Source organism: Bacillus paranthracis (assembly GCF_024296885.1).
Classification (GTDB): Bacteria; Bacillota; Bacilli; order Bacillales; family Bacillaceae_G; genus Bacillus_A; species Bacillus_A paranthracis.
Genome location: NZ_CP101135.1, coordinates 4,758,011 through 4,782,692, shown reverse-complemented (window position 1 = coordinate 4,782,692; position 24,682 = coordinate 4,758,011). Strand labels below are relative to the sequence as shown.

The 24,682-nt window shown below is 35.9% G+C and carries 22 protein-coding genes; 14 read left to right on the top strand and 8 right to left on the bottom strand.

All coding sequences use genetic code 11. From position 1 onward, the window contains the following. Nucleotides 1–214 precede the first annotated feature (214 nt). Nucleotides 215–4,027: a putative mucin/carbohydrate-binding domain-containing protein gene (locus tag NLJ82_RS24870; protein ID WP_000038262.1), complete on the top strand. Its 3,813-nt coding sequence runs from the start codon at nucleotides 215–217 to the stop codon at nucleotides 4,025–4,027. 45 nt (nucleotides 4,028–4,072) lie between these two features. Here NLJ82_RS24870 and NLJ82_RS24865 read toward each other — a convergent pair whose 3' ends face one another. Continuing rightward, nucleotides 4,073–4,711 (bottom strand): NAD(P)-dependent oxidoreductase, encoded by a 639-nt coding sequence (locus NLJ82_RS24865; protein WP_000689892.1) that lies wholly within the window; start codon nucleotides 4,709–4,711, stop codon nucleotides 4,073–4,075. Between the two features lie 283 nt (nucleotides 4,712–4,994). Here NLJ82_RS24865 and NLJ82_RS24860 point away from each other — a divergent pair, with 283 nt between their 5' ends. The 5 genes from NLJ82_RS24860 (at nucleotide 4,995) to NLJ82_RS24840 (ending at nucleotide 11,538) form a co-directional block, all read left to right on the top strand. Further along, nucleotides 4,995–6,425 carry an alanine/glycine:cation symporter family protein gene (locus tag NLJ82_RS24860; protein WP_001022947.1) on the top strand — a complete coding sequence of 477 codons (1,431 nt, stop codon included), beginning with the start codon at nucleotides 4,995–4,997 and terminating at the stop codon, nucleotides 6,423–6,425. 334 nt (nucleotides 6,426–6,759) lie between these two features. Beyond that, nucleotides 6,760–8,199 carry an alanine/glycine:cation symporter family protein gene (locus tag NLJ82_RS24855; protein ID WP_000346398.1) on the top strand — a complete coding sequence of 480 codons (1,440 nt, stop codon included), beginning with the start codon at nucleotides 6,760–6,762 and terminating at the stop codon, nucleotides 8,197–8,199. A gap of 296 nt (nucleotides 8,200–8,495) precedes the next feature. Then, nucleotides 8,496–9,677, top strand: a complete 1,182-nt coding sequence (locus tag NLJ82_RS24850; RefSeq protein WP_000673862.1) for a NupC/NupG family nucleoside CNT transporter — start codon at nucleotides 8,496–8,498, stop codon at nucleotides 9,675–9,677. Between the two features lie 352 nt (nucleotides 9,678–10,029). Continuing rightward, nucleotides 10,030–11,211, top strand: a complete 1,182-nt coding sequence (locus tag NLJ82_RS24845) for a NupC/NupG family nucleoside CNT transporter (RefSeq protein ID WP_000706846.1) — start codon at nucleotides 10,030–10,032, stop codon at nucleotides 11,209–11,211. 93 nt (nucleotides 11,212–11,304) lie between these two features. Continuing rightward, on the top strand, nucleotides 11,305–11,538 hold the full coding sequence (locus NLJ82_RS24840; protein WP_000392431.1) for a hypothetical protein: 234 nt from the start codon (nucleotides 11,305–11,307) through the stop codon (nucleotides 11,536–11,538). A 25-nt stretch (nucleotides 11,539–11,563) separates the two neighbouring features. Here NLJ82_RS24840 and NLJ82_RS24835 read toward each other — a convergent pair whose 3' ends face one another. Both NLJ82_RS24835 and NLJ82_RS24830 read right to left on the bottom strand, forming a co-directional pair. Continuing rightward, a complete protein-coding gene (locus tag NLJ82_RS24835) occupies nucleotides 11,564–12,070 on the bottom strand; it encodes a ferritin (RefSeq protein ID WP_000949392.1) in 507 nt (168 codons plus the stop codon). Between the two features lie 53 nt (nucleotides 12,071–12,123). Continuing rightward, entirely contained in the window at nucleotides 12,124–12,447 is a 324-nt protein-coding gene (locus tag NLJ82_RS24830; protein WP_000355748.1) for a MazG nucleotide pyrophosphohydrolase domain-containing protein, read from the bottom strand. A gap of 73 nt (nucleotides 12,448–12,520) precedes the next feature. On the opposite strand from NLJ82_RS24830, the gene NLJ82_RS24825 reads away from it, so the two are divergent. Together NLJ82_RS24825 and NLJ82_RS24820 are read left to right on the top strand one after the other, a co-directional pair. Then, a complete protein-coding gene (locus NLJ82_RS24825; RefSeq protein ID WP_001225738.1) occupies nucleotides 12,521–13,099 on the top strand; it encodes an LOG family protein in 579 nt (192 codons plus the stop codon). 118 nt (nucleotides 13,100–13,217) lie between these two features. Beyond that, on the top strand, nucleotides 13,218–13,499 hold the full coding sequence (locus tag NLJ82_RS24820) for a hypothetical protein (RefSeq protein ID WP_000390900.1): 282 nt from the start codon (nucleotides 13,218–13,220) through the stop codon (nucleotides 13,497–13,499). Nucleotides 13,500–13,516: 17 nt separating this feature from the next. Here NLJ82_RS24820 and NLJ82_RS24815 read toward each other — a convergent pair whose 3' ends face one another. From NLJ82_RS24815 to NLJ82_RS24805, 3 genes are all read right to left on the bottom strand, one after another. Beyond that, a complete protein-coding gene (locus NLJ82_RS24815; protein ID WP_000656322.1) occupies nucleotides 13,517–13,714 on the bottom strand; it encodes a hypothetical protein in 198 nt (65 codons plus the stop codon). Nucleotides 13,715–14,115: 401 nt separating this feature from the next. Further along, entirely contained in the window at nucleotides 14,116–14,556 is a 441-nt protein-coding gene (locus NLJ82_RS24810; protein ID WP_254754604.1) for a Dps family protein, read from the bottom strand. A gap of 578 nt (nucleotides 14,557–15,134) precedes the next feature. Continuing rightward, nucleotides 15,135–16,568: an alanine/glycine:cation symporter family protein gene (locus NLJ82_RS24805; protein WP_000227570.1), complete on the bottom strand. Its 1,434-nt coding sequence runs from the start codon at nucleotides 16,566–16,568 to the stop codon at nucleotides 15,135–15,137. Between the two features lie 410 nt (nucleotides 16,569–16,978). Between NLJ82_RS24805 and NLJ82_RS24800 the strand changes: the two genes are divergently transcribed. The 6 genes from NLJ82_RS24800 to nprB all read left to right on the top strand — a co-directional run bounded on the left by NLJ82_RS24800 (nucleotide 16,979) and on the right by nprB (nucleotide 22,367). Next, on the top strand, nucleotides 16,979–17,476 hold the full coding sequence (locus tag NLJ82_RS24800; RefSeq protein ID WP_001026062.1) for a cation:proton antiporter regulatory subunit: 498 nt from the start codon (nucleotides 16,979–16,981) through the stop codon (nucleotides 17,474–17,476). Beyond that, nucleotides 17,477–18,676: a cation:proton antiporter gene (locus NLJ82_RS24795; RefSeq protein WP_000380208.1), complete on the top strand. Its 1,200-nt coding sequence runs from the start codon at nucleotides 17,477–17,479 to the stop codon at nucleotides 18,674–18,676. A 177-nt stretch (nucleotides 18,677–18,853) separates the two neighbouring features. Beyond that, nucleotides 18,854–19,288 (top strand): DUF3920 family protein, encoded by a 435-nt coding sequence (locus NLJ82_RS24790; RefSeq protein ID WP_000422824.1) that lies wholly within the window; start codon nucleotides 18,854–18,856, stop codon nucleotides 19,286–19,288. A gap of 112 nt (nucleotides 19,289–19,400) precedes the next feature. Then, nucleotides 19,401–19,811: a MarR family winged helix-turn-helix transcriptional regulator gene (locus NLJ82_RS24785; protein WP_000845457.1), complete on the top strand. Its 411-nt coding sequence runs from the start codon at nucleotides 19,401–19,403 to the stop codon at nucleotides 19,809–19,811. Nucleotides 19,812–19,861: 50 nt separating this feature from the next. Beyond that, nucleotides 19,862–20,560 (top strand): pirin family protein, encoded by a 699-nt coding sequence (locus NLJ82_RS24780; RefSeq protein ID WP_000488944.1) that lies wholly within the window; start codon nucleotides 19,862–19,864, stop codon nucleotides 20,558–20,560. Nucleotides 20,561–20,717: 157 nt separating this feature from the next. Beyond that, nucleotides 20,718–22,367: a neutral protease NprB gene (nprB, locus tag NLJ82_RS24775; RefSeq protein WP_000730953.1), complete on the top strand. Its 1,650-nt coding sequence runs from the start codon at nucleotides 20,718–20,720 to the stop codon at nucleotides 22,365–22,367. Nucleotides 22,368–22,409: 42 nt separating this feature from the next. Here nprB and NLJ82_RS24770 read toward each other — a convergent pair whose 3' ends face one another. After that, entirely contained in the window at nucleotides 22,410–22,727 is a 318-nt protein-coding gene (locus NLJ82_RS24770) for a metal-sulfur cluster assembly factor (RefSeq protein ID WP_000082521.1), read from the bottom strand. 118 nt (nucleotides 22,728–22,845) lie between these two features. Further along, on the bottom strand, nucleotides 22,846–24,537 hold the full coding sequence (locus tag NLJ82_RS24765) for a methyl-accepting chemotaxis protein (protein WP_000008426.1): 1,692 nt from the start codon (nucleotides 24,535–24,537) through the stop codon (nucleotides 22,846–22,848). Nucleotides 24,538–24,682: the final 145 nt, after the last annotated feature.

Below are 24,682 nucleotides of genomic sequence, written 5' to 3'. Positions count from 1 at the left end.
CTCATCACAAATAGAGAGAAGTGAGGAGGGCATATTACATAAAAATTTTACAAATGTAAGAAAGCGAATACATGGAGGGAAATGCGGTAGTAATAGATACAGGTGCGCGAGGTGTTCGTCTATTTATTAAATGTCTTTATAAAAATAATAGGATTTTTCATTAAATAAATATATAGGATGGTTTTTCTAAATAAAGGAACAGGGGACACAGATTATGTCGAAGAAGAAAAAGAGTAGGGTATTGGTAGCAGGTATATGTATATCTACATTATTATCACCAGTAGCTTTTGAAGCATCAAAAGGATATGCGGCGCCTTTGGAAGAGAATAAGGGTGGGAATTTAGAAGAGGTTCAAGAGAATAAGTTTGAGCAAAGGGTATTTCAGTTGCCGGGGAAAGGTAGCGTAGAAGAAGAAAATAATCGTTTAAGAGTTACTTGGAAACTTTCCGCTAATGAACCGACTGGAATTTATGCAGAGCCAAATGAAGAGATTACAATTGACATAAAAGGAACGCAGTCTATCCAAGCTTTTATTGGAACGAGATCTTATGATGAAAAGGACCCAGAGGAGTTTGATTTAAAACCAGGAAAAAATGTTATTTCATCTTCAAGAGGCGGTATTTTATATTTTTATAATATGAATAACGAAGGAGAAGTAACAGCTTCCGTTACAAATGGTGGTAGTCACTTTCCTTTATTTATTTTAGGTAAGCATACGAAAAAAGATTGGGATGAAATGTTAAAAAAATATAAGGATCCTTATGCAGTTGAATTAAAAGGTGAGAGAAGCTTAATTACTACTACTTACGATTCTGTGCAGAAATATATGAAGAATACGGATCCAACAGATTTAATGAAATTGCATGATAAGATTATCCGTTTAGAAAACGCAGTGGCAGGATTATCTGAGGACAGTGTTGGGGTTGCAAAATCTCCAACTCATTATGTTCAGTTTGTTGAAAAACGGAAGCCTGCTAAAGGGGACTTTATGTTTGCGAAACATTATCATACAGGATATATTCCAACTGCAATGAATAGAGTTTTAGATATAGAGGTACTTGAGAAGGATGGATGGGGACCGTGGCATGAAGTTGGTCATTTACATCAGCAAGAACCGTGGAAGTGGTCTAAAGTAAGGGAAGTAACAGTAAATATTTACTCATTAGCTGTTCAAAAGGCGTTAGGGAATCAATTAGAAATGGATGAGCACTATAAAAACTCATTTGAGTATTTAGAGAAGCCTAAAGCAGAAAGATTCATTGATGACATTAATCCTCTTACAATGTTTTGGCAATTAAATGTAGTGTATGGAGAACATTTTTATCCTAGGTTACATCAAGCTTATCGTTTGTTACCTCAGAGTGAAATGCCTCATTCTGATGAAGAGAAAAAGCAGCTATTTATTTATATGACATCAAAAGTGGCAGGGCAAAATTTAATTCCTTTCTTTGAGGAGTGGGGATTAACACCAAATGATGATATTAGAGAGAAAATAGAAAAATCAAAGTTACCTAAATTAGAAAAGGAAATCTGGAAAGCTACAGATAGTAATGATATTCGTGAGAAGCAAGTTGAACTGTATAAGGTTCCATATGGTGAACCTGCTAATGAAGTACAAAATCTTTTAGTTGGTACAGATTCTGACGAGAATGAAGCAAGTAAGCTTGTTCGAAATTTAGGTGAGAATGTAAAAGTAACAGGAAAGATTGTATGGCCTAAATTAGAGAATGGGAAACAGGAAGTGTTGGTAGAAATTGGGGATGAGAAAGGAAATAAAAATTCAATTCCTGTCCAAGTTAACGGATTTTATGATGACAGTATAGTTTTTCAAGGACTTTCAGATGATGTAATGTCGACAGTGACACTTCACCACAATAAGAAGAAATTAAATGTAAACTTTACTAATAATGAAATACATTACCGTTTTGAAAAAGAAGAATATATGGGCTTAACGCTATATGATCGAAATGGGATTGAAAAGAAACGTGTATCAGCAGAAGGACAAGAAACGGGAAAAAGATTTGCGATGGAACTAAATGAATTGGATTTTGAATATGGTGATGTAATAAAAGTATTCCACGCAGAACCAAGCCGTTTGAAGTGGTTTAAAAATAACGAACTTGTAGATCAAGGAAAAGTTAAAAATAAAAAAGAGAAATTATTCCAAATAACTGAGCAAGGGTTCGAATTAAAAGATAGTTTACAAGAAGTGACGGCGAAACTGCAAAAAGTAGTAGTCGGAATGGATGTAGACAAACTAGATCCGAAAGAATTCGTACAAGTAAAAGATGGAGAAGTGGTTGGTTTTGTAGAAAAACCAAATACATCAAAAATTGGAGAACAAAAAGTAAAAATAGAGACGAAGGATGCTTTTGGAAATAAGAAGATAACAGAAGTGCCGCTTGAAGTAATTTATGGAGATAGTTTAGTATTTCATGCTAACGATAATGCAATACGTTCGGTTGTAACATTGCAACATGATAAAAAGGAACTGCACGCAACGTTTACAGGTAATCCTGTTCATTATCGTTATGTAAATGAAGAGTATATGGGGATTACGCTATATGATCAAAATGGGAACACAAAAAAGCGTGTAACAGCGGAAGGGCAAGAAACTTCAAAGAAATTTGCGGAGCAAGTGAGTGGAATGCAGTTTGAATATGGTGATGTAGTAAAAGTATTCCATGCAGAACCGGACCGCTTGAAATGGTATCAAAATAATAGCCTTGCTGGCCAAGGTAAGGCGAAAGTAGAAAAAGAATTATTCTTCAAGGTAACTGAAAAAGGCTTTGAAAGAATGGAAACTTTACAAGAGGTAAAAGCAGTACCACAGAAGGTAGTAATCGGAACAGATGTAGAGAAAATAAATGCAAAAAACTTTGTTGAAGTAAAAGATGGAGAAGTAGTTGGATTTGTAGAAAAACCAAATACAACAAAAATCGGTGAACAAAAAGTAAAAGTAGAAACGAAAGATCGATTTGGAAATAAGAAAGTGACAGAAGTTCCTCTAACAGTAACATATGGAGATAGCCTACTTGTATATGGACTGAGCTATAGAGATGGTGACTTGAAATCAATTGTAACTTTGCATCATGATACGAAAAAACTGAGTGCGACAGATACAAAGAACCTAATTCATGATTACTTTAAAGATGAAAAGTATTTTGAATTCACATTGTACGATAAAGAAGGAAGAGTGAAGAAAAATATAGCAGTAAAAGGTTTAGAGAATACGCAAGAATTTGCTAAGGAAGTAAATGGAATTGCATTTGAGTATGGAGATGTAGTGAAAGTATATCATGCGGAATCTTCTCGTTTACATTGGTATCAAAAAGATGTATATGTGGGCGAAGGAAAAAGTAAAGAGATAAAGGAATTAGTCTTCAAAATAACTGAAAATGGATTTGAAAGATTAGACGGTGAGCAAACAGTAAAAGCAAATCCGCAGCAAGTAGTAATCGGAACAAATAGCGAAACGCTAGACGCGAAGAACTTTGTTGAAGTACAGGGTGGAGAAGTAGTAGGTTTTGTAGGGGAAATAGATACGACAAAAATTGGTCAGCAAAAAGTGAAAGTAGAAACGAAAGATCGATTTGGAAATAAGAAGGTGACGGAAGTTCCTGTAGAAGTGACATATGGGGATAGTCTAGTCTATCAAGGTGTGTCCGATGTTACACGTTCAATTGTTACGTTAAACCACGCTGAAAAGAAATTACATGCAACATTTACAAATGAGGAGATTCATTATCGCTTTGTAAATGAGCAGTATATAGGCCTTACGATTTATGATCAAAATGGAAATAAGAAAAAGCATGTAACGGCAGAAGGACAAGAGACTTCAAAGAATTTTGCTGGGCAAGTAAATGGAACGGCATTTGAGTATGGAGATGTGCTGAAAGTATACCATGCGGAACCGAGTCGTTTGAATTGGTACAAAAAGAATGAGTTAGTTAAAAAAGAGGATGCGATGAAGGGGCAAGAAATATCCTTTAAGATTACTCAAAATGGATTAGAGCAAGTGCAATAATAAGAAAAAGCTCGTAAAACACTATGTTTTACGAGCTTTTCTTTATTATTCAGCTTCAGAAACAACTGTGAAGCGTTCGTTTACGTGTTTTGGACTTTCGATTTCATCAAGTGCTGCTACTGCGAAGTCTTCGTAACTTACGTAGCTATCACCTTTTGCGTTCACAAGGAGGTTGTCTTTACCAGCTTGGTAAGAACCAGTGCGTTTTCCTAATGCGAATAGTGCAGAAGGGCTGATGAATGTCCAAGTGATGTCATTTGTTTGTTGTAAGATTTCTAAGTTTTTGCCTTGGTTTTGAGCAGTTGCAAGGTATTCTTTCGGGAAACCTGGTGTATCAAATACACGTGTTGTTTTCTCTTCGTCTACAAATAAGCTTCCAGCGCCGCCAACTACAAGTAATTTTGTGTTAGGTGCACCTTTCATAGCTTCAATTAGTACATTTCCTGCATCTACGTGAAGGTGTTCTTCGCCTGCTGGAGCACCGAATGCATTTACAACTACATCGAATGCTTGTAGGTCGTTAGATGTAAGAGAGAATACATCTTTCTCTAAAACTTTTACATTTTCTTCTGTAATTTTTGCAGCGTTTCTTACGATTGCAGTTACTTCATGTCCGCGATCCAATGCTTCTTTTAAAATACGACTTCCTGCTTTACCAGTTGCTCCAATAATTCCGATTTTCATAATAAATCCCTCCAAAGTGTTTTGTTAAAGTGTATATCTGAAAGTGAATGAATGTATTGTAATTAGGTTTGTTACAACCTGTTGTAATCATTATAGTTACAGGTCAGTATTTTTGTCAATGGGTTGTTTAGGAATTTGTTTTTTTGTTTTAGTATGTACATTTGCTAAAAAGAGGAGTCATGAAACCTCTAATATTTGGAAATCGAAAATTGTCGAAAAATGTTGATTTTTAAATATTTTTTAAATATAATTCGTTTTATGGAGAAAAGGAGGGGTTAATTGTATGAATATTTTGGAACAATTCGTTTCATCGACGAATACAATTCTTTGGTCGTATATTCTTATTGCAATGTTAATTGGTTTAGGTCTTTATTTTTCTATTAAATTGAAATTCGTACAAATTACTCATTTAGGGGAAATGGTTCGATTAATGAGTGATGGATTAACTGGAAAGACGCGTAAAAAAGGTAGTGTATCTTCTTTCCAAGCATTTTGTATGAGTTCAGCAGCCCGTATTGGTATCGGTAACTTAGCTGGGGTAGCTTTAGCGATTTCTATGGGAGGACCTGGAGCAGTATTTTGGATGTGGGTTATTGCGATTATTGGAGCGTCTTCAAGTTTTGTAGAAAGTACGCTTGCCCAAATTTATAAAGTAAAAGATGGCAGTGGCTTCCGTGGTGGTCCTGCTTATTATATGGAAAAAGGTTTAAATAAACGTTGGATGGGAATTTGGTTTTCTATCCTTATTACAGTTAGTTACGGTTTAATTTTCAACTCAGTACAAGCAAATACAGTTACATTAGCGTTTAAAAATGCATTTGGTTTAGAACGTTATATTGTTGGGATTGTATTAGCTGTATTAGTTGCAGTTATTATTTTTGGTGGTGTAAAAAGTATCGCACGTATGTCGGAAATGATTGTTCCGCCAATGGCGCTTATTTATATTGCGGTAGCTATTTTCGTTGTCATTAAAAACTTCTATTTAATACCAGATGTGTTTACAGAAATCTTTAAAGGTGCATTCGGTTTAGATTCAGCTGTAGGTGGCGGTATCGGTGCTGCGATGAAATATGGTATTCAGCGCGGATTATTTGCGAACGAAGCAGGTATGGGTAGTGCTCCGAATGCGGCAGCAACAGCTGATGTAACGCATCCGGCAAAGCAAGGTTTTATTCAAACAATTGGCGTATTAGTAGATACATTCTTAGTATGTACATCAACAGCGTTTATCGTACTATGTTCTGGTGCATATAAAGCAACGAATTTAGAAGGTATTGAACTAACACAAAATGCATTAAGTTCACAAATTGGCCCATGGGCAAGTAGCTTCTTAGCGATTATTATTTTCTTATTTGCGTTTAGTTCACTTTTAGGAAACTACTATTATGGTGAAACGAATATTGAATTCATTAAACAAAGTAAAACTTGGTTAACAATTTACCGTATTGCGGTAGTGGGAATGGTATTATTCGGTTCTGTTGCGACGCTTCAAGTTGTATGGAATATGGCAGACTTATTTATGGGTCTAATGGTAATCACAAATTTAATTGCGATTACACTTCTTGGCCGATTTGCGTATGCGGCATTGGCAGACTATGTAAGGCAAAAGAAACAAGGAAAAGATCCAGTCTTCCGTGCAGATTCTATTCCTGGTTTAACGAATACAGAGTGTTGGGATAAGTCAGCGGTAACGGATAAAGAAAAAGCAGTGTAAATGAAAAGGCGAGCATCGAGTTGAATTCGATGCTCGCCTTTTTTTGTTGTAGTAAAGGATGAAAAGGGTGAGAGGTAATTATTAATATAATTTTTGTTTGTTCATTTCTCATATTATTTGTAGGGAACGTACTGTCTTAAAGGTAGGGCTGGTCGCATAGGATGAGTGATTTAGTATTGGATACATGCGCGTACTAGTTATAATTTTGCGTAAAAAACACATATGTTAAGTAAGTTAACTTTCTTATGTTAGAAAACCTGACATAAAGTTCTTGATTACTAAGAGTTTTTAGAATATAATTTTCTTATTGTTAGGAAGAGGGGGCAATGCAATTATGGATTTTTTAGCTAAGGTAATTGGGGATGTGAATAATGTCCTTTGGTCATATATCATTATTGCGATGTTAATTGGGTTAGGACTCTACTTTTCATTCCGTGTGAAATTTGTCCAAGTTCGTTACTTCGGTGAAATGATTCGATTGCTTGGGGATGGGGCAAGCTCGAAAACGAGGAAAGCGCAAAAAGAGAAGAGTGGTGTATCATCATTCCAAGCATTTTGTATGAGTACAGCTTCTCGTGTAGGTACTGGTAACTTAGCTGGTGTAGCTATCGCAATTTCAGCAGGTGGACCAGGCGCAGTATTTTGGATGTGGTTAATCGCGGTAATTGGGGGTGCTTCTGCATTTGTAGAGAGCACATTAGCGCAAATTTATAAAGTAAAAGATGGGAATACGTTCCGTGGTGGCCCAGCGTATTATATGGAAAAGGGTTTAAATAAACGCTGGCTTGGAGCTATTTTCTCTGTATTAATAACAGTAAGTTTCGGATTAATTTTTAACGCTGTACAATCTAATACTGTAGCAGCTGCTTTTGATGGGGCATTCAAAACAGATAGTAGATTAGTAGGTCTTGTAATGGCTGGTCTACTTGCAGTTATTATTTTCGGCGGAGTAAAACGAATTGCTCGCGCGGTTGAAATGATCGTTCCAGTAATGGCAATCATTTATGTAGCAGTGGCATTATTCGTTGTTGTAACAAACATTACGGCAATTCCGTATGTATTTAAAGAAATTTTCTTACATGCTTTCGGAATTAAAGAAGTAGTAGGCGGGGGATTAGGTGCTGCGATTTTATTAGGGGTAAAACGCGGATTATTCTCAAATGAAGCAGGTATGGGTAGTGCGCCGAACGCAGCTGCGACTGCAAACGTAACGCACCCAGTTAAACAAGGTTTCATTCAAGCTTTAGGGGTATTTACAGATACATTATTAATTTGTAGTTGTACAGCATTTATCATTCTTTTATCAGATGTGCATAATGCAGCTGATTTAAATGGTATTCAATTAACGCAACAAGCGTTAAGTCAACATATCGGTCCATGGGCTTCTATATTTGTAGCAGTTGCAATCTTCTTGTTTGCATTTAGTTCATTAGTAGGTAACTACTACTATGGTGAAACGAATATTGAATTCTTAAATGGAAGTAAAGTGCTATTAACAGCTTACCGCATTGCTGTACTTGGTATGGTTATGTTAGGTTCTGTAGCAACAATTCAAATCGTTTGGGATTTAGCAGATTTATTCATGGGTATTATGGCTGTTATTAACTTAGTGGCAATCGTATTCCTTTCTAAGTACGCTTTTGCGGCATTATCAGATTATGTAAAGCAAAAGAAACAAGGAAAAGATCCAGTCTTCTATGCGAATTCAATTCCAGGTCTGAAAAATACAGAGTGCTGGGAAGAGCAAGTAGCAGATAAAGAAAAAGCGGTATAATGGAATGGGCATCAAGTGAAACTTGATGCTCATTTTTTTGTTTTAGTTAGTTATTTGTTAGAAGTAAAAGACGAACATTAATTGATGTTTCATAATAAAATGTAATTTTTTTAAGAAAAGTGCGGATATGAGATGTGATTTATGTTAGAATGGAAAATGCCTTTGAAACAAGAGGTTTTATGATTTTTCCTATACGATTGAAGGTTTTGGAGGAGAAATGGAAAGTTCGGATTATTTCTTGTTTTGAGTGGTCAGACGTTCAACGTTAATGAAGAGTTAAATGGAGGATTTTATTAATGAAGTTTGTTATGTTTCTTGTAGGATTACTCGTTGTATTTGTACTCGGTTTTCTTATAAGCTCCGATCGAAAGAAGATTAAGTATAAACCAATCGCAATTATGCTTATTATTCAGCTAGCATTATCTTATTTCTTATTAAATACACAAGTTGGTTATATTTTGGTAAAAGGAATTTCAGATGGATTTGGCGCGCTTCTTGGATATGCAGAAGCTGGAATCGTTTTCGTATTTGGTGGCCTTGTTAATAAAGGAGAGGTTTCATTCTTCTTAACAGCGTTATTACCAATCGTATTCTTTGCCGTTTTAATTGGAATTCTGCAACACTTTAAAATTTTACCGATATTTATTCGTGCTATTGGTACGTTGTTAAGTAAAGTAAATGGTCTAGGAAAATTAGAATCATATAACGCAGTAGCAGCTGCCATTGTTGGGCAAGCGGAAGTATTTATTACAGTAAAAGATCAATTAAGTAAAATCCCAAAACACCGTTTATATACATTATGTGCATCTTCTATGTCGACAGTATCGATGTCAATCGTCGGTTCTTACATGAAAATGATCGAACCAAAATATGTAGTAACAGCACTTGTATTAAATTTATTTAGTGGTTTCATTATTATTCATATTATTAACCCGTACGATATTACAGAAGAAGAAGATACACTGAAATTAGAAAATAAGAAAAAACAATCGTTCTTTGAAATGCTGAGCGAGTACATTATGCTTGGTTTCACAATCGCGATAACAGTAGCAGCGATGTTACTTGGTTTCGTAGCATTAATTACAGCAATCAATAGCTTGTTTGATTCTATGTTCGGTATTACATTCCAAGCTATTTTAGGATACATTTTCTCACCATTAGCATTCGTAATGGGTATTCCGCAAGCAGAGATGGTAACAGCGGGACAAATTATGGCAACGAAATTAGTATCAAACGAATTTGTTGCGATGCTTGATCTTGGAAAAGTAGCTGGTGATTTATCAGGTCGTACAGTTGGTATTCTTTCTGTATTCCTTGTATCATTTGCCAACTTCTCATCAATCGGAATTATCGCAGGTGCAACGAAAGGTATCGATGAAAATCAATCAAATGTTGTATCATCATTCGGTCTACGCCTTGTGTACGGTGCGACATTAGTAAGTATTCTATCAGCGATTATCGTTGGTGTTATGTTATAAAAAAGATGGTCCTAGCTCATAGCTAGGGCTATTTTTTTATGGTAAATTTGCATAGAAAAACCAATTAATTAGGAATATATTAACATATAAAAATCTTTTTAAATTTATATTGCTTTTCAGTTAGATAACGCTTACAATTTGATTTGTAGGTGGTATCAATTTCAGACTTTCAAGTATGGTAGGAGAGAAGAGGCTACCTTTAATAAATTGCAATTTATGTAAACGCTTACTGATTTTAGATAACAGTTGAATAGTATTTAGGGGTTTTAAATTTTTTTAACATCAATGGTCAGACGTCATTCGTTATACGTTATACGACCAATAACTCGTGGGAGAAGTGGAGGATTCACATATGAAAATAGTAATGTTTCTAGTCGGTTTACTTGTAGTATTTGTACTAGGTTTCCTTATCAGTTCAGATCGTAAGAAAATTAAATATAAACCAATTGCACTTATGCTTGTCATTCAATTGGTACTTGCATATTTCTTACTGAATACAAAGGTCGGATTTGTATTAGTAAAAGGGATTGCAGATGGGTTTGGCGCTATTTTAAAATTTGCGGAAGCAGGGGTTAATTTCGTATTTGGTGGTCTAGCAAATGATGGACAAGCACCATTCTTCTTAACGGTATTATTACCAATCATTTTCTTAGCAGTATTAATTGGGATCTTACAACATATTAAAATTTTACCGATTATCATTCGTGCAGTCGGTTTCCTATTAAGTAAAGTGAACGGTTTAGGAAAACTAGAATCATATAATGCAGTAGCAGCTGCGATTGTTGGTCAAGGGGAAGTATTCATTACAGTAAAAGATCAATTAAGCAAATTACCGAAAAATCGTTTATACACACTTTGTGCATCTTCCATGTCTACAGTATCGATGTCAATTGTCGGTTCTTATATGAAAATGATTGATCCAAAATATGTAGTAACGGCACTTGTATTAAACTTATTTAGTGGATTCATTATCGTTCATATTATTAATCCATATGACGTGAAAGAAGAAGACGACATTTTAGAATTACAAGAAGATAAAAAGCAAACATTCTTTGAAATGTTAGGCGAATATATTATGCTTGGTTTCTCTATCGCTGTAACAGTAGCGGCGATGTTAATCGGTTTCGTAGCATTAATTACAGCAATTAATGGTGTGTTCGATTCAATTTTCGGAATCACATTCCAAAGCATTTTAGGATACATTTTCTCACCATTAGCATTCGTAATGGGTATCCCAACATCAGAGATGCTAACAGCAGGACAAATTATGGCAACGAAATTAGTAACGAACGAATTCGTTGCAATGCTTGACCTTGGTAAAGTAGCTGGTGATTTATCAGCTCGTACAGTAGGTATTTTATCTATCTTCCTTGTATCATTTGCGAACTTCTCATCAATCGGAATTATCGCAGGTGCAACGAAGAGTATCGATGGCAAACAAGCAAACGTTGTATCATCATTCGGATTAAAACTTGTATACGGTGCAACGTTAGTAAGTATATTATCAGCGGTTATCGTTGGGGTTATGCTTTAATAAATAGTAAAGAGGTCGTTTATCTCTCGCCTAGAGGGATGAACGGCTTTTTTTGTTTTGGTATGATAAATAATACAGAGAGGGGAAATTAGGTTGGAAGAACAGGATATTTTAAAGGAGTTTGATGAGGTTATAGATAACATTAATCGTTTAACTGGAGAAGATGCTAGAGCGTTTTTGAAATTTATACATGGATATTTGAGCATAGTAGAAGAAGGAGATGGAACTTTTACTCATAGTGACTTTGTTGAAAAGGTTTCTGGGCTCTATAAAAAGGATGTGGCGAGGGTTATTCAACTTAGAGAAGAAATAAAAAAATCACCTTAATCCATTCATTAAGGTGATTGAAATACTACTCAGCTGGAGGCGTAAATGTACGTTTCTCTAATTCAGCATCTAGCATAAATAATGCGTTTGAATCGCTTGTAATACGTTTTAATTTTTGGATAATGCTATCGAATGAAGCTTCTTCTTCTACTTGCTCATCGACGAACCATTTTAAGAATGTAATTGTTGCGTGTTCACGCTCATCCCAGGCGATATCAGATAGGTTGTAAATACGTTTCGTTACTTCACGCTCGTGCTCAAGTGCTACTTCAAAAGCGTTCAGTACAGATTCATATTCGTTATTTGGATTATCAAATCCAGTAATAATAGCGCGCTCACCGCGGTCATTAATGTAGTTGTAAAGCTTCATTGCGTGGAAACGTTCTTCTTCAGCTTGTACAAGGAAAAAGTTAGCGAATCCATCATAGCTCTCCGCCGTACAGTAGGCAGCCATTGCCATATAAGCGTGGGCAGAGTAAAACTCAAAGTTCATCTGATCGTTTAGTGCGTCGTGCAATTTTTTAGATAACATAAAATCCCCCTTAGTATTGTGACAAGAATATTATACCATAATTGATAATATTCTCATTTAGATGTCTCGAACCTTTTCGAAAGCTTTGTTACGTGTGCGTCCATAATGTCTTGTAAGTCTAAATCATATTTTTGCGAAAGAATAATAAGATTAGATAGTACATCACCAAGTTCTTCCTTTAGTTCTTGTTTTAGCTCTTCTTCTGTTTTCGCATCTTCATCAGGGCGATCGCGGCCGATTTCAATAGCGCGAACGACTCGTGAAACTTCCCCAACTTCCTCGGTTAAGAAATTTAAGCGAATAAAGGCATTATACTGTGACCAGCTTCGTTTTTCGTAAAATTCCTCAACCCATCTTTGAAATGCAACGATATCCATTTCTTTCTCATCCCCTCAATATGTTGTACAATGTTCATTGTATCATAACAATATATAGTTTCGGGGTGTAAGGATGAGAAAGATTTGTGTGTTTGCAGGTTCCAATTTAGGGGAGAGACCAGAGTTCAAAGAGCAGGCAATTGAATTAGGTAAAATGTTTGTTGAGAATGATTATGAGCTTGTATACGGTGGTTCTTGCGTCGGATTAATGGGAGAAGTAGCAAACGAAGTTCTTCGCTTAGGTGGCCGTGTAACAGGTGTTATGCCGCGCGGTCTATTCCGAGGAGAGATCGTTCATACAGGGTTAACAGAATTAATTGAAGTAGAAACGATGCATGAACGTAAAGCGAAAATGGCAGAGCTTGCGGATGCTTTTATTGCACTACCAGGCGGATATGGAACGTTTGAAGAGCTATTTGAAGCAGTATGTTGGTCACAAATTGGTATACATAATAAGCCAGTTGGTTTATTGAACATAAAAGGCTTCTACGGACCAATTCTGCAAATGGTTGAACGTGCAGCAGAAGAAGGATTTATGAATCCATCGAATAAAGAGTTAATCGTTGCCGCTGAGACGGCAGATGCACTCATTCATAAAATACAAAATTACGAGCGTCCTGTTTTAGGAACGAAGTGGAAGCAACTATCATAATACAATTTTATAGAGATTTTTGGAAACACATGTCATTTTATCTTGAAAAGGCATGTGTTTTTAATTTGGTTAAATATGTTAATGTTAAGGTGTAATGTTTTTGGAAAAGGAGAAATAGATGGAGGAATTCGTATTTTTAAGGCCGGTTTTTAAATGTGTTTTAGCGGCATCTATTCTTGTTATGCTAATTGTTTCAACACAGAAGAAAGAGCTGATTAATGAGTTTTCGCTTTGGTTTATTTCGATATTGTGTATCGGTGTTTCGGCGATCGCGTTGTTTATGTCTGGGTTTATTGTTGATGAGTATAATTTAGGTGGAGATTCGGTGTCGTTTGATATGTTTATTGGGATAGTTTGTATTAGCGGTTTGAATTTCATTATTTATTATAGGCGGAAATAAAAAGGAGGCATTCCGTATTACTTTGGAATGCCTTTATCATTTTGATTACTTTGTTTTTTATACAAGTACCAGCCACCCCAGCCGCCACCAATTGCTACTACAACGAGGAAAGCGTAGTCTTTCACCTCGATACGTATGTTGAAAATATTAGCTATAAGTAAGACAATCCCAACTGTTATTAATGCAAAAAATGCTCTAATTAAGTAGTCTTTCAACTGAACCACTCCCGCCATTTAAGTAGTAAATGATGAATATGGAAAAGCTTTTTGGATCTATTTTACTAAAGGGTGTTACCTATATTTTAGCATAAAAGAGATTGTAATATATTGATGAAAGTGGGGATAGGGAGGTGCTAATATTGTCGTGATTTGTCGGTAAGTCGATATCCTATGTCGAATCGTCGATATAATGAAAAAATCGTTGATATATTTGAAAAATCGTCGATATATAGGGAAAATCGTTGATATAAATTTCATGTACCAGCACGCGCGACCATTCCATAGAAAAAAGCGACTCTGAACGAGCCGCTTCCGCTTTTAAGTAATATCCAGCTCCAGCGGCTAGAACAGTCGGTTGTTTCACTCCTTCATTCGAGCCGCTTCCGCTTTAAAGTCTATTATTGATTCAAGAACGCACGTAGCATCCAAGCGTGTTTTTCTAGTTCTGTGTAGATTCCTAGTAGTAGGTCAGATGTCATTTCATCGTCAGAGTTTTGAGCGATTTCCATGCCTTTTTTCAGTTCGACTAGCATCATTTCGTAGTCTTTCATGATTGCTTCGACCATCCCTTCTGCAGTTTCTCCGTATGCTGCTTCTTGAATAGAAGATATTTCTAGGTATTCTTTCATTGTTGCTACTGGTTTGCCATCAATTGCTAAAATACGTTCTGCAATTTCATCGATGTGAGTAGCTGATTCTGTGTAAAGTTCTTCGAATTTCTCATGTAATGTGAAGAATTGAGGTCCTTTTACGTACCAATGGAAGTTGTGTAGTTTTGTGAATAAAACGCTCCAGTCTGCTACTTGTTTGTTTAATACTTCGATTACTTGTTTGTTCATTATGATCAATCTCCTTTTGAGTTGTTATGTGATATCAATTACTAATTTATAATTATTATAATCTAGTAATTCGTATAAATCAACCCTTTTGCTGGAATTAATTTGAACAAATTATGAACTGTGTAAATAAAAATCCCTATTACTGTAGAGTAATAGGGATTTTGTTTGATATATAGCTCTTGTTCTGAACGAGCCGCTTCCGCTTTAAATGATATCCAGCTCCGGTGACTAGAACAGTCGGTCATTTCGCGCCTTCCTGTGAGACAAAGAACGTCTCTTTGTCAGGAGCTCCAATGCCCTCCTGTTCTGAGCAAGTCATCTCCGCTTTTAATCTATCCAGCTCCAGCGGCTAGAATCTCCGGTCATTTCGCTCTCTCACTCGAAGCAAAAAGCGCTTCAAGGTCGAGAGCTTGAAGTGTCCTGCGATTCTGAACGAGCCGCTTCCGCTTTTAATCTATCCAGCTCCAGCGGCTAGAATCTCCGGTCATTTCGCTCTCTCGCTCGAAGCAAAAAGCGCTTCAAGGTCGAGAGCTTGAAGTGTCCTGCGATTCTGAACGAGCCGCTTCACCGTTTAGCTGTTATACAGCTTTTTTATTCTCTTCTACATCCTGTCCATCCCAGCACTCTGTATTTTGTAAGCCAGGGATAGAGCTTGCAACGAAAACAGGATCTTTTCCTTGTTTCTTTTGCTTCATATAGTCTACTAATGCTGCGTAGGCGAATTTGCTTAGGAATGAGATGGCAATTAAGTTTGTCAATACCATTAGTCCCATGAATAAATCAGCTAAGCTCCAAACTGTTTGAAGGGCAGCGATTGATCCGAAGAATACCATTCCGACAACGGCAACGCGATAAATCATTAACCATGTTTTGCTTTCTTTAATAAATGCGATGTTTGTTTCACCATAATAGTAGTTTCCTAGTAAAGAACTGAACGCGAATAGGAAAATAATAATTGCTAAGAAAGTGCTTGCCCATGGTCCGATTTGTGAACTTAATGCATTTTGTGTTAATTCGATACCTTGTAAGTTTGTTCCTTTGTAAAGGCCCGAACATAATACGATAAATGCTGTTGATGTACATACTAAGAACGTGTCTACGAAAACACCTAATGCTTGAACAAGCCCCTGTTTTACAGGGTGAGATACATCTGATGTTGCGGCTGCGTTAGGGGAGCTACCCATACCTGCTTCTGTTGCGAATAGACCGCGCTGAATTCCGAACTTAATTGCTGCTCCAATACCACCAGCGATGGCTTGGTCTAAACCGAATGCACCATTAAATATTTCCATAAAAATGCTTGGTAACATAGTAAAGTTGTTAATAACAACAAAAATAGCCACACCAATATAAATGATTGCCATTGGAGGAACAATCATTTCCGTAATACGTGAAATGCTCTTAATACCACCGAAAATAATAACTGCAACTAATAAAGCTAATAGAGCTCCTACGATCGTTCGCTCTAGTCCAAAAGCATTTTCAAATGCTATTGTTACTGTGTTTGCTTGTACAGAGTTGAAAATTAATCCGTACGCAACTGTAATAAGAAGTGAGAACCAAACACCCATCCAGCGTTTGTTTAATCCTTTTTCCATATAATATGCTGGGCCACCACGGAATCTGCTTCCATCTTTTACTTTATAAATTTGCGCGAGCGTACATTCTACGAAACTAGTAGCTGCTCCAAGGATAGCGATAAACCACATCCAAAATACTGCGCCAGGTCCGCCCATTGAGATAGCTAATGCTACACCAGCTAAGTTTCCGATACCGATACGTGCAGCTGCACTTAAGCAAAATGCTTGGAACGGTGAGATGCTATCTTTCTTTTTTTCTTTTCGATTAAATCCTTTACTAATTAATCCGACCATCTCACCGAAATGAGTAATTTGGACAAATTTTAATTTAAAAGAGAAATAAAGACCGAAGCCGATTAGCATTGCAATAAGAATATATGACCATAAAATATTATTCGTTACCTCAAGGAATCTGCTAAAGATATCAACCATATAATACACTTCCTTTTTTCCGTAATAAGAAAATTATATGCAAAAAATATACGAGAATCAATTTTTCTAAAAAATCATGTTACTTAAACTTATTTTATGTTATGATTATGTTACATCGTAATATTTTTAGAATTATTTACATTTTAAAAAACTAAATGTAACGCAAGAAAGAGGGGATAATTTGAAAGAAGAAACTTTATGGAAAGTAAGCCTTAAAAGTTTGAAAATGAGAAGTAATATATTTTTTATCGTTACATCTTTAAGTATCTTTTTAGGAGCCACTTATTATTACAATAAAAGATTTCCAAGTCACAGGTATCCTGAATGGTTAGAATTTCTAAAGTTGATTGGTTGAATAAAAGACAGAAAAACAGAAAATTCAAATAAAAAACATTGTGGAGGAGCTAAATATGAATATTAGAGAAAGTGAACTTCCGGGTATTGGCTATAAATTTCAAATCGTTACGAAAGGTAATGAAAAGATGGTAATTGTAATTCATGATGACGGACGTAGAGAAATGTATCATTTTGATTCAGACCATGAAGAAAGTATCTCAAGTATTTCATTACGCGACTCAGAGGCAAGACAAATTGCAGCCATATTAGGCGGAATGGTATATAAGCCTAGAGCATTAGAAAATGTTGAAATGGTTTTTGAAGGGTTGGCGATTGAGTGGTTTAAAGTGGAGAAGGAAGCGCCAGCAATCGGAAAAACAATCGGCGATCTGGAAATAAGAAAAACATATAGCGTAACGATTATTGCAGTTATGAAAAAGAATATGAAAAAGCTATTTAATCCAGGACCAGAAACAGTAATTGAGGAAGGCGATATGCTTGTAGTTTCAGGCGAGAGAGAAGAAATTAAAAAAATTATTAATGAGTTACTTTCGAATAGGGGGACTGACTAGATGGATACGTTAATTTTTGAAGTTGGTACAGCGTTAGTATTAGTTGCAATTGCGGCAGTAATTGCTGGAAAGTTTAAATTCTCAGTTATTCCATTTCTAATTGTTCTTGGGATGCTAGTGGGACCACATGCGCCGACAATAGGTGTGATCGATTTCAAATTTATTGAAAGTGCAAATGTAATTTCGTTTCTTGGACGGATTGGCGTTCTGTTTCTTCTGTTCTATCTAGGACTAGAATTTTCAATGAAAAAACTAATTAAATCTGGACGTTCTATTGCAATTGGCGGAACGATCTATATTTTAATTAACTTTTCACTTGGCTTATTATACGGATTTATAATGGGCTTCCCTTTACTAGAAATCTTAATTATTGCGGGTATTATTACGATTTCTTCTAGCGCTATCGTTGCAAAGGTGTTAGTGGATTTAAGAAGAACTGGTAATAATGAGACCGAATTAATTTTAGGAATTATCATGTTCGAAGATATATTCCTGGCTGTATATTTATCAGTCGTTTCTGGATTAGTTCTAGGGGATCACGCTTCATTCTTAGGTGCCCTTACTTCAATTGGAATTGCTTTAGGATATATGCTTCTATTCTTTATTGTAGCTAGAAAGGCGACGCCGTTATTAAATAAATTGCTCAATATTAGTTCGGATGAAATTTTCATTATTGTAGTATTTGCCTCATTATTCTTTATTGCAGGTTTCTCGGAAACAATTCACGTTGCTGAAGCAATTGGAGCACTTCTTTTAGGGTTAGTTTTCTCTGAGACAGAGCATAGTGACAGAATTGAACATCTCGTTGTTCCATTTAGAGACTTTTTCGGAGCTATTTTCTTCTTCAGTTTCGGATTAAGCATTGATCCGTTCTCACTGGGCGGAGCGATATGGTTAACGTTAGGTGCTGTCCTTCTTACAATCATCGGAAACTTTATAGCAGGGATGATTGCTGGGAGACAAGCTGGATTATCTCATAAAGCATCAACAAATATTGGATTAACAATCGTTTCAAGAGGAGAATTCTCCATCATTATGGCCAATATCGGTATCGCTGGTGGTTTAATGTCAGTCTTGAAGCCATTTTCAGCACTATACGTGCTTATACTATCTATCTTAGGTCCACTTCTGACGAAAGAGTCAAAGAATGTATATAAATTTTTAAATAAAGTCTTTAAGTGGGATACGAAGACTAACTAAATTAAAAAAATAAAAGTAAAAGATATGTATGAAAAAGTGATTACGGAAAAGGAATCTATGTCGATATAGATTCCTTTTTGATTGGCATTTTTTCAAGGATGAAAGAATACGTTTAATATTTACCATATTGTGGCATACATATAGAAAAAGGATGCTTGGAAAGGGGAATAAAGAGAAATGGAACTCCAGTTTCAAAATGTATATCAACAGGTGGAGAATTGGTATGTGTTGGATTCGGAGCTTCCTTGGGATGTCAAAAGGCTTAGAGACGATTTATTTTCACTGATTGAAGTATGTAAAACACCGGTTATTTTTTGTGATACGTGTGATGCGAATCATGTCCTTTTATCATTAGGAGAAGAAGAAGAGGAATTTTTATTCCCGGTAGGTGGTTTTTATCATAAAGAAAAACAATTAATTTTTGTTTGTATGTGGGAAGAGTATGAGCAAGTCCTTAAAACACTACTGCATGAATTTCGTCATGCAATGCAGCATAAGAGCGAAGTATTGCATGTTGGAAGTGAATTGTACGAAGATAGATGGATTGAGAAAGATGCGAGAAAGTTCACGGAGAGGAAGTTAGATGAATATAAAAATAGAAAGTTAATGTAAAGCATAGTGGAGAAATGACGCTGTGCTTTCTTTGCTTCTTACTAAAAATAAGTAATTGACTTTTATAAAGTTTAGTTCTAAACTAATGGTATGAAACGAGCGAGGTGATGAAATGAAAACAGAAGATAGACTAGGTTTACTCCTATGGTTTCGTTTATCACGTTTTTATAACAAAAGTATTCGTGAGACGAATCAGCATTTGAAAGAATGGAATGTATCTGCCGCTCAGTTTGATGTACTAGCTCAAGTTGGAGGGCATGATCGTTTGACGCAGCAAGAGCTTGGAAATAAGCTATTTGTTACGAAGGGAAATATTACGCAGCTTTTAAATAAAATGGAGCAGCTTGAGTGGATTCGTCGTGAACAAGAAGGTACTACAAAATATATTTCATTAACAGAAAAGGGAAGAGCTTTATATGAAGAAATCGTCCCGCCTCAAGAAACATTCCAAGCGGAGCAGTTTCAAAATTTAAATGTAGAAGAACAACATCAATTATTACAATTACTAAAAAAGTTACAGTGAGAAAAATTTTAAAATAAATCTTGAATTCGAGATAATATGAGGTGAACGGTATGTTTAGAAAAGTTGATCATAAAAATATGGGAAGAGCAAATCACGGTTGGTTAAATACACATTTTCATTTTTCCTTTGCCAATTACTATAATCCTAATAACATGAACTTTGGTGCATTACGTGTAATTAATGATGACTTAGTAGCACCGCAAACTGGTTTTGATATGCATCCACACCGCGATATGGAAATCATTTCGTACGTTGTAGACGGTGCTTTAACACATGAAGATAGCATGGGGAACCGCGGAACAATTGAGCGAGGACATGTTCAATATATGAGTGCTGGCACAGGTGTATTTCATAGTGAGCATAATTTAGGAAATGAAACACTACGTTTATTACAAATTTGGATTTTACCAGACCGTGAGGATCATAAGCCAAACTATGGTGAGTTTAAATTTGATTGGAGCAAGCGTGAAAACGAATGGTTCCATATGGTATCTCCATTAGAAGGCGGGGCACCAATTCAAATTCATCAAGATGCGAATTTATATTCTTTATCGTTAGAAGCAGGAAAAGAAATTCATTTTCCAGTGAAAGAAGGCCGTCAATTGTATGTTGTACAAATTGAAGGTAGTAGTGTAATCAATGGTGAGACACTTGTTATGCGTGATGCAGCAGAAGCGATTGAAGAAGATATTCATATTGAAGCGAAAGAGCAATCACACTATTTAGCAATTGAATTGAAAAAGCAATAAAATGTTTATAAAAAAGAGGACGTCCGATAGGATGTCCTCTTTTTTTGAGTGGAATTGTCAGAAAAAACTTTCTCAAATTTTAGGTAAAGGTATCCACTTGAAAAACAAGAATTGTATAAAAGTGTCAAAAATCTTTATGGGAATGGGGAATGTTATAGTGAAAAAGAAAGTCATTTCATCAGCATTAGCGTTAACTGTTATCGCCGGGGGATTTGGAACATTTGGAGCAACGACAACGAAAGCGGAAGAACAAAAAATTCAATACCATCAAGAATTTAAAACGCCTGCATACATAGGTGAAGAATGGAAAGCACCGGAAGGATTAGATAAAAAAGAGACGGTCTTTCAATATTTAGAGAGTAAGAAAGATATGTTCAAATTAGCAGGAAATATTGATAAACACTTTAATGTCGTTGGGGAAGAAAAAGATGCTGAATCCGGTACAACACACGTGAAGCTAGTTGAGAAACATAATAACATCCCTGTGTATGGTTCAGATCAAACTGTTACACTAGATAAAGAAAATAATGTAAAAGCATTCTTCGGACAAGTTATTCCGAATTTAGAGGATAAAAATATTCCTGCAGCTGCAAGTATTAGTGCAGAACAAGCAGAAACAATTGCAAAGGCAGATATTGAAAAAGAAGTTGGTAAAGTAAAAAGTTATGACGGTGTGAAAAAAGATTTATTTGTGTATGAAAAAGATGGAAATTACTATCTTGCATATTTAGTGAAAGCGTCGATTTCAAAGCCAGCTCCAGGGTATTGGCATTACTTTGTTGATGCGACAAATGGAAATGTGATTGAGAAATATAATGCTGTAGATAACATTACTGGATTTGGTTACGGCGTATTAGGTGCTAGACAATCATTTGAAATTGCTCAAGATACGAAAACAGGACAATTCAATTTGTTTGATGGTAAACGAGGACAAGGTATTCATACATTTGATGCAGAAAATATGGATGAAAACTTGTTTAATTTATTCTCACAATGGCTTGGATATACAGGAGAAGAAGTTGAAAGTAAATCTAAGTTCTTCGAAGATAAAGCTGCAGTTGATGCGCATGTAAACGCAGGAAAAGTATATGATTACTACAAAAAGACATTTAATCGTAACTCTTTCGATGATAAAGGCGCGAAGCTTATTTCGACTGTTCACGTTGGAGAAAGCTGGAATAACGCAGCTTGGAATGGTGTACAAATGATGTATGGTGATGGCGATGGAAAAACATTCATTCCATTATCTGCTGGACTAGATGTTATCGGTCACGAATTAACGCATGCTGTAACTGAGCATACAGCAAATCTTGTTTATAAAAATGAGTCAGGTGCGTTAAATGAATCGTTATCTGATATTATGGGTGTCATGGTTGAGAAGAAGAGCTGGGATTTAGGTGCTGACATTTATACACCTGGAAAACCTGGTGATGCACTTCGTTCTCTGAAAGATCCAGCATCTATTCCAAATCCATTAAAACCAGGTGAAGGTTACCCAGATCATTACAATAAGCGCTACACTGGAACAGCTGATAATGGCGGCGTTCATATTAACAGCAGTATTAACAATAAAGCTGCATACTTAGTATCTGAAGGTGGAGATCATTACGGCGTGAAAGTAACAGGAGTAGGCCGTGAAGCGACAGAGAAAATTTATTACCGTGCTCTTACGAAATATTTAACTGCAAACTCTGACTTTAAGATGATGCGCCAAGCAGCACTTCAGTCAGCTGAAGATTTATATGGTAAAAACTCTAAAGCTGTACAAGCTGTAACGAAAGCTTACGATGCAGTAGGCGTAAAATAATAAGAGAAAAAGACCTGACTAAGATGTCAGGTCTTTCTGTATTTAGTCGCGAATACCTAATGCGATTTTCGCCATACGTGACATACGTTCTTTAGACCAGGGCGGATTCCATACGACATTTACTTCTATTTCATTGACTTCAGGTACGTTCGTTGATAATACTTTTTTTACGTCTGATACAATTTGCCCAGCCATTGGACAACCGATAGAAGTCATAGTCATCGTAATGACAGCATTATTATTTTCATCTGCTGTAACGTCATAAACTAATCCAAGATTAATAATATCAACACCGAGTTCAGGGTCAATAACAGCTTCTAAGTTTGCATATAACTTTTCTTCAAATGCTTGTTGTGACATGTGTAGCACCCCCTACATATTAATGATATCGATTCTCATTATAACGGATATATGTATAAAGTGCAGGAAATGAGCTCAAAAAAATATTCCTCTTGGAAGAGGAATATCTTTGGAATGGCTATTCAGTTTTAAAATGTGATACGAGTTGATCTAATTCTTCAACTGTTTGTTTCATTTGTTTAGCTGTTTGTGTCATCTCATTCATCGTAACGACTTTTTTCTCAGCAGATTGTGCTGTTGCCGCTGTTTCACTAGATACTTCAGTCGAAATAGAAGCGATGTTATTCAGTGAAGCGTTCATTTCTTCAGCACTTGCAGCCATTTCTTCAGCAGTTGCTGAGATGTCTTGCATTTGAGTAGATACTTTGTTTACTTGTTCTACAATTGTTGTGAAGGAATTTCCAGCTTCACGAATGACATGAATGCCTTCAAATGCTTCCGAACGGCCTTGTGACATCATAGAGCTCGCAGTTTCAGTGTCTTGTTGAATTTGATGTAGTAATTGGTTAATATCTGTTGCAGCAGTTTTAGATTGTTCAGCAAGTTTTCTAACTTCGTCAGCTACGACAGCGAAGCCTTTTCCTTGTTCGCCAGCACGAGCTGCTTCGATAGATGCATTTAAAGCAAGTAAGTTTGTTTGTTCCGCGATATTAGAAATAGATTGTACAGCTGTATCAATATATTTCGTGTGGGTGATTAGACGTTCGACCACTTCTGACGTAGCATTTACAGCGTCGTGTATCGTTGTCATTTGTGAAACAGATTTTTGAATAACAGTATTTCCATCGTTAGCTTGTTCAGATGTAGCTACAGCAAGTTCAGTTACAGATGTGGCAGATTCAGCAATGCGCTGAACACTTACTGCCATATCGTCCATTGCAGTTGAGCTTTCTTCCATGCTAGCGGCTTGTGATTGAATACTCTCATTTAAGTTGGACATTGTGCTTTGAACTTTTATCGTTGCCTCGCGTGATATATTCGTCTTTTCTAGCATGTTTTCAGAAGCGTTTTGTACTTCTACAGATATTTTTTGAACACGATTAATGATATGTTGTAGGTTTTCTAACATTTTATTAAATGATGTTGCGATCGTACCAATTTCATCATTACTGTTTACTTGTAGGCGGGCTGTTAAGTCACCTTCTTGAGATGATAATTCTTTTAGTTTACTATCAATTTGTTGAATTGGTTTTACAAGTTTACCAGAGAACCACCATGCAAGAATCATAGCTACAATAATACAAATAACAAGTGATAAGAAAACAACATATTCAATTTGTAGTGAAGATTGATCAATTTTTTTAATAGATTGATCACGTAACTTAGCTTGTTCATTACTGTAATTTGTGAAGTCACCAATTACTTTATAAACAGTACCATTTTCTGCATAAGCTACTTGCAGGGCCTCTTCCCACTTTTGTTCTTTTGCAAGAGGGAAAACTTTTTCTTCAATAAATTTTCTCCAAGCCAATCCTGATTCCATTGTGCTTTTCACAGATTGAGAAAGATTAGGATTTGAAAGAAGCTCATCCTTCTTATCTTCAAGAAGTTTACTCATTTCGTTAAATTTGTCAAATTCAACTTGATCATGTTGTAATAAATAACCTCTTAAAGCAGAGAGCTGTACTTGATAAGCATCCCCGCGCTCTTTTAATTGTGTTGCTAGAGGAGAAATTTCTTTTTGTAATGCTTCAGCTTGACGAGATTGATCAATGGCAAAAAATAAAATAAAAGCTAAGGCGATTCCAAATAAAGCGCAAATTGTTCCCATCATGAACATTAGTTTTTTTCGAATGCTAATAAAACTCATATAATAAAATCCTCCTTTGTGAAATCATAGTATTAGAATTAATTAATGTAAAAAATTGAAAGAAAGCTTTACTCCGTCTGGAATAAAGCTTTCTTCTTTCCTTTAGGAATTATAGCAGACGGAATGAGAGATAGAAAGAGATATT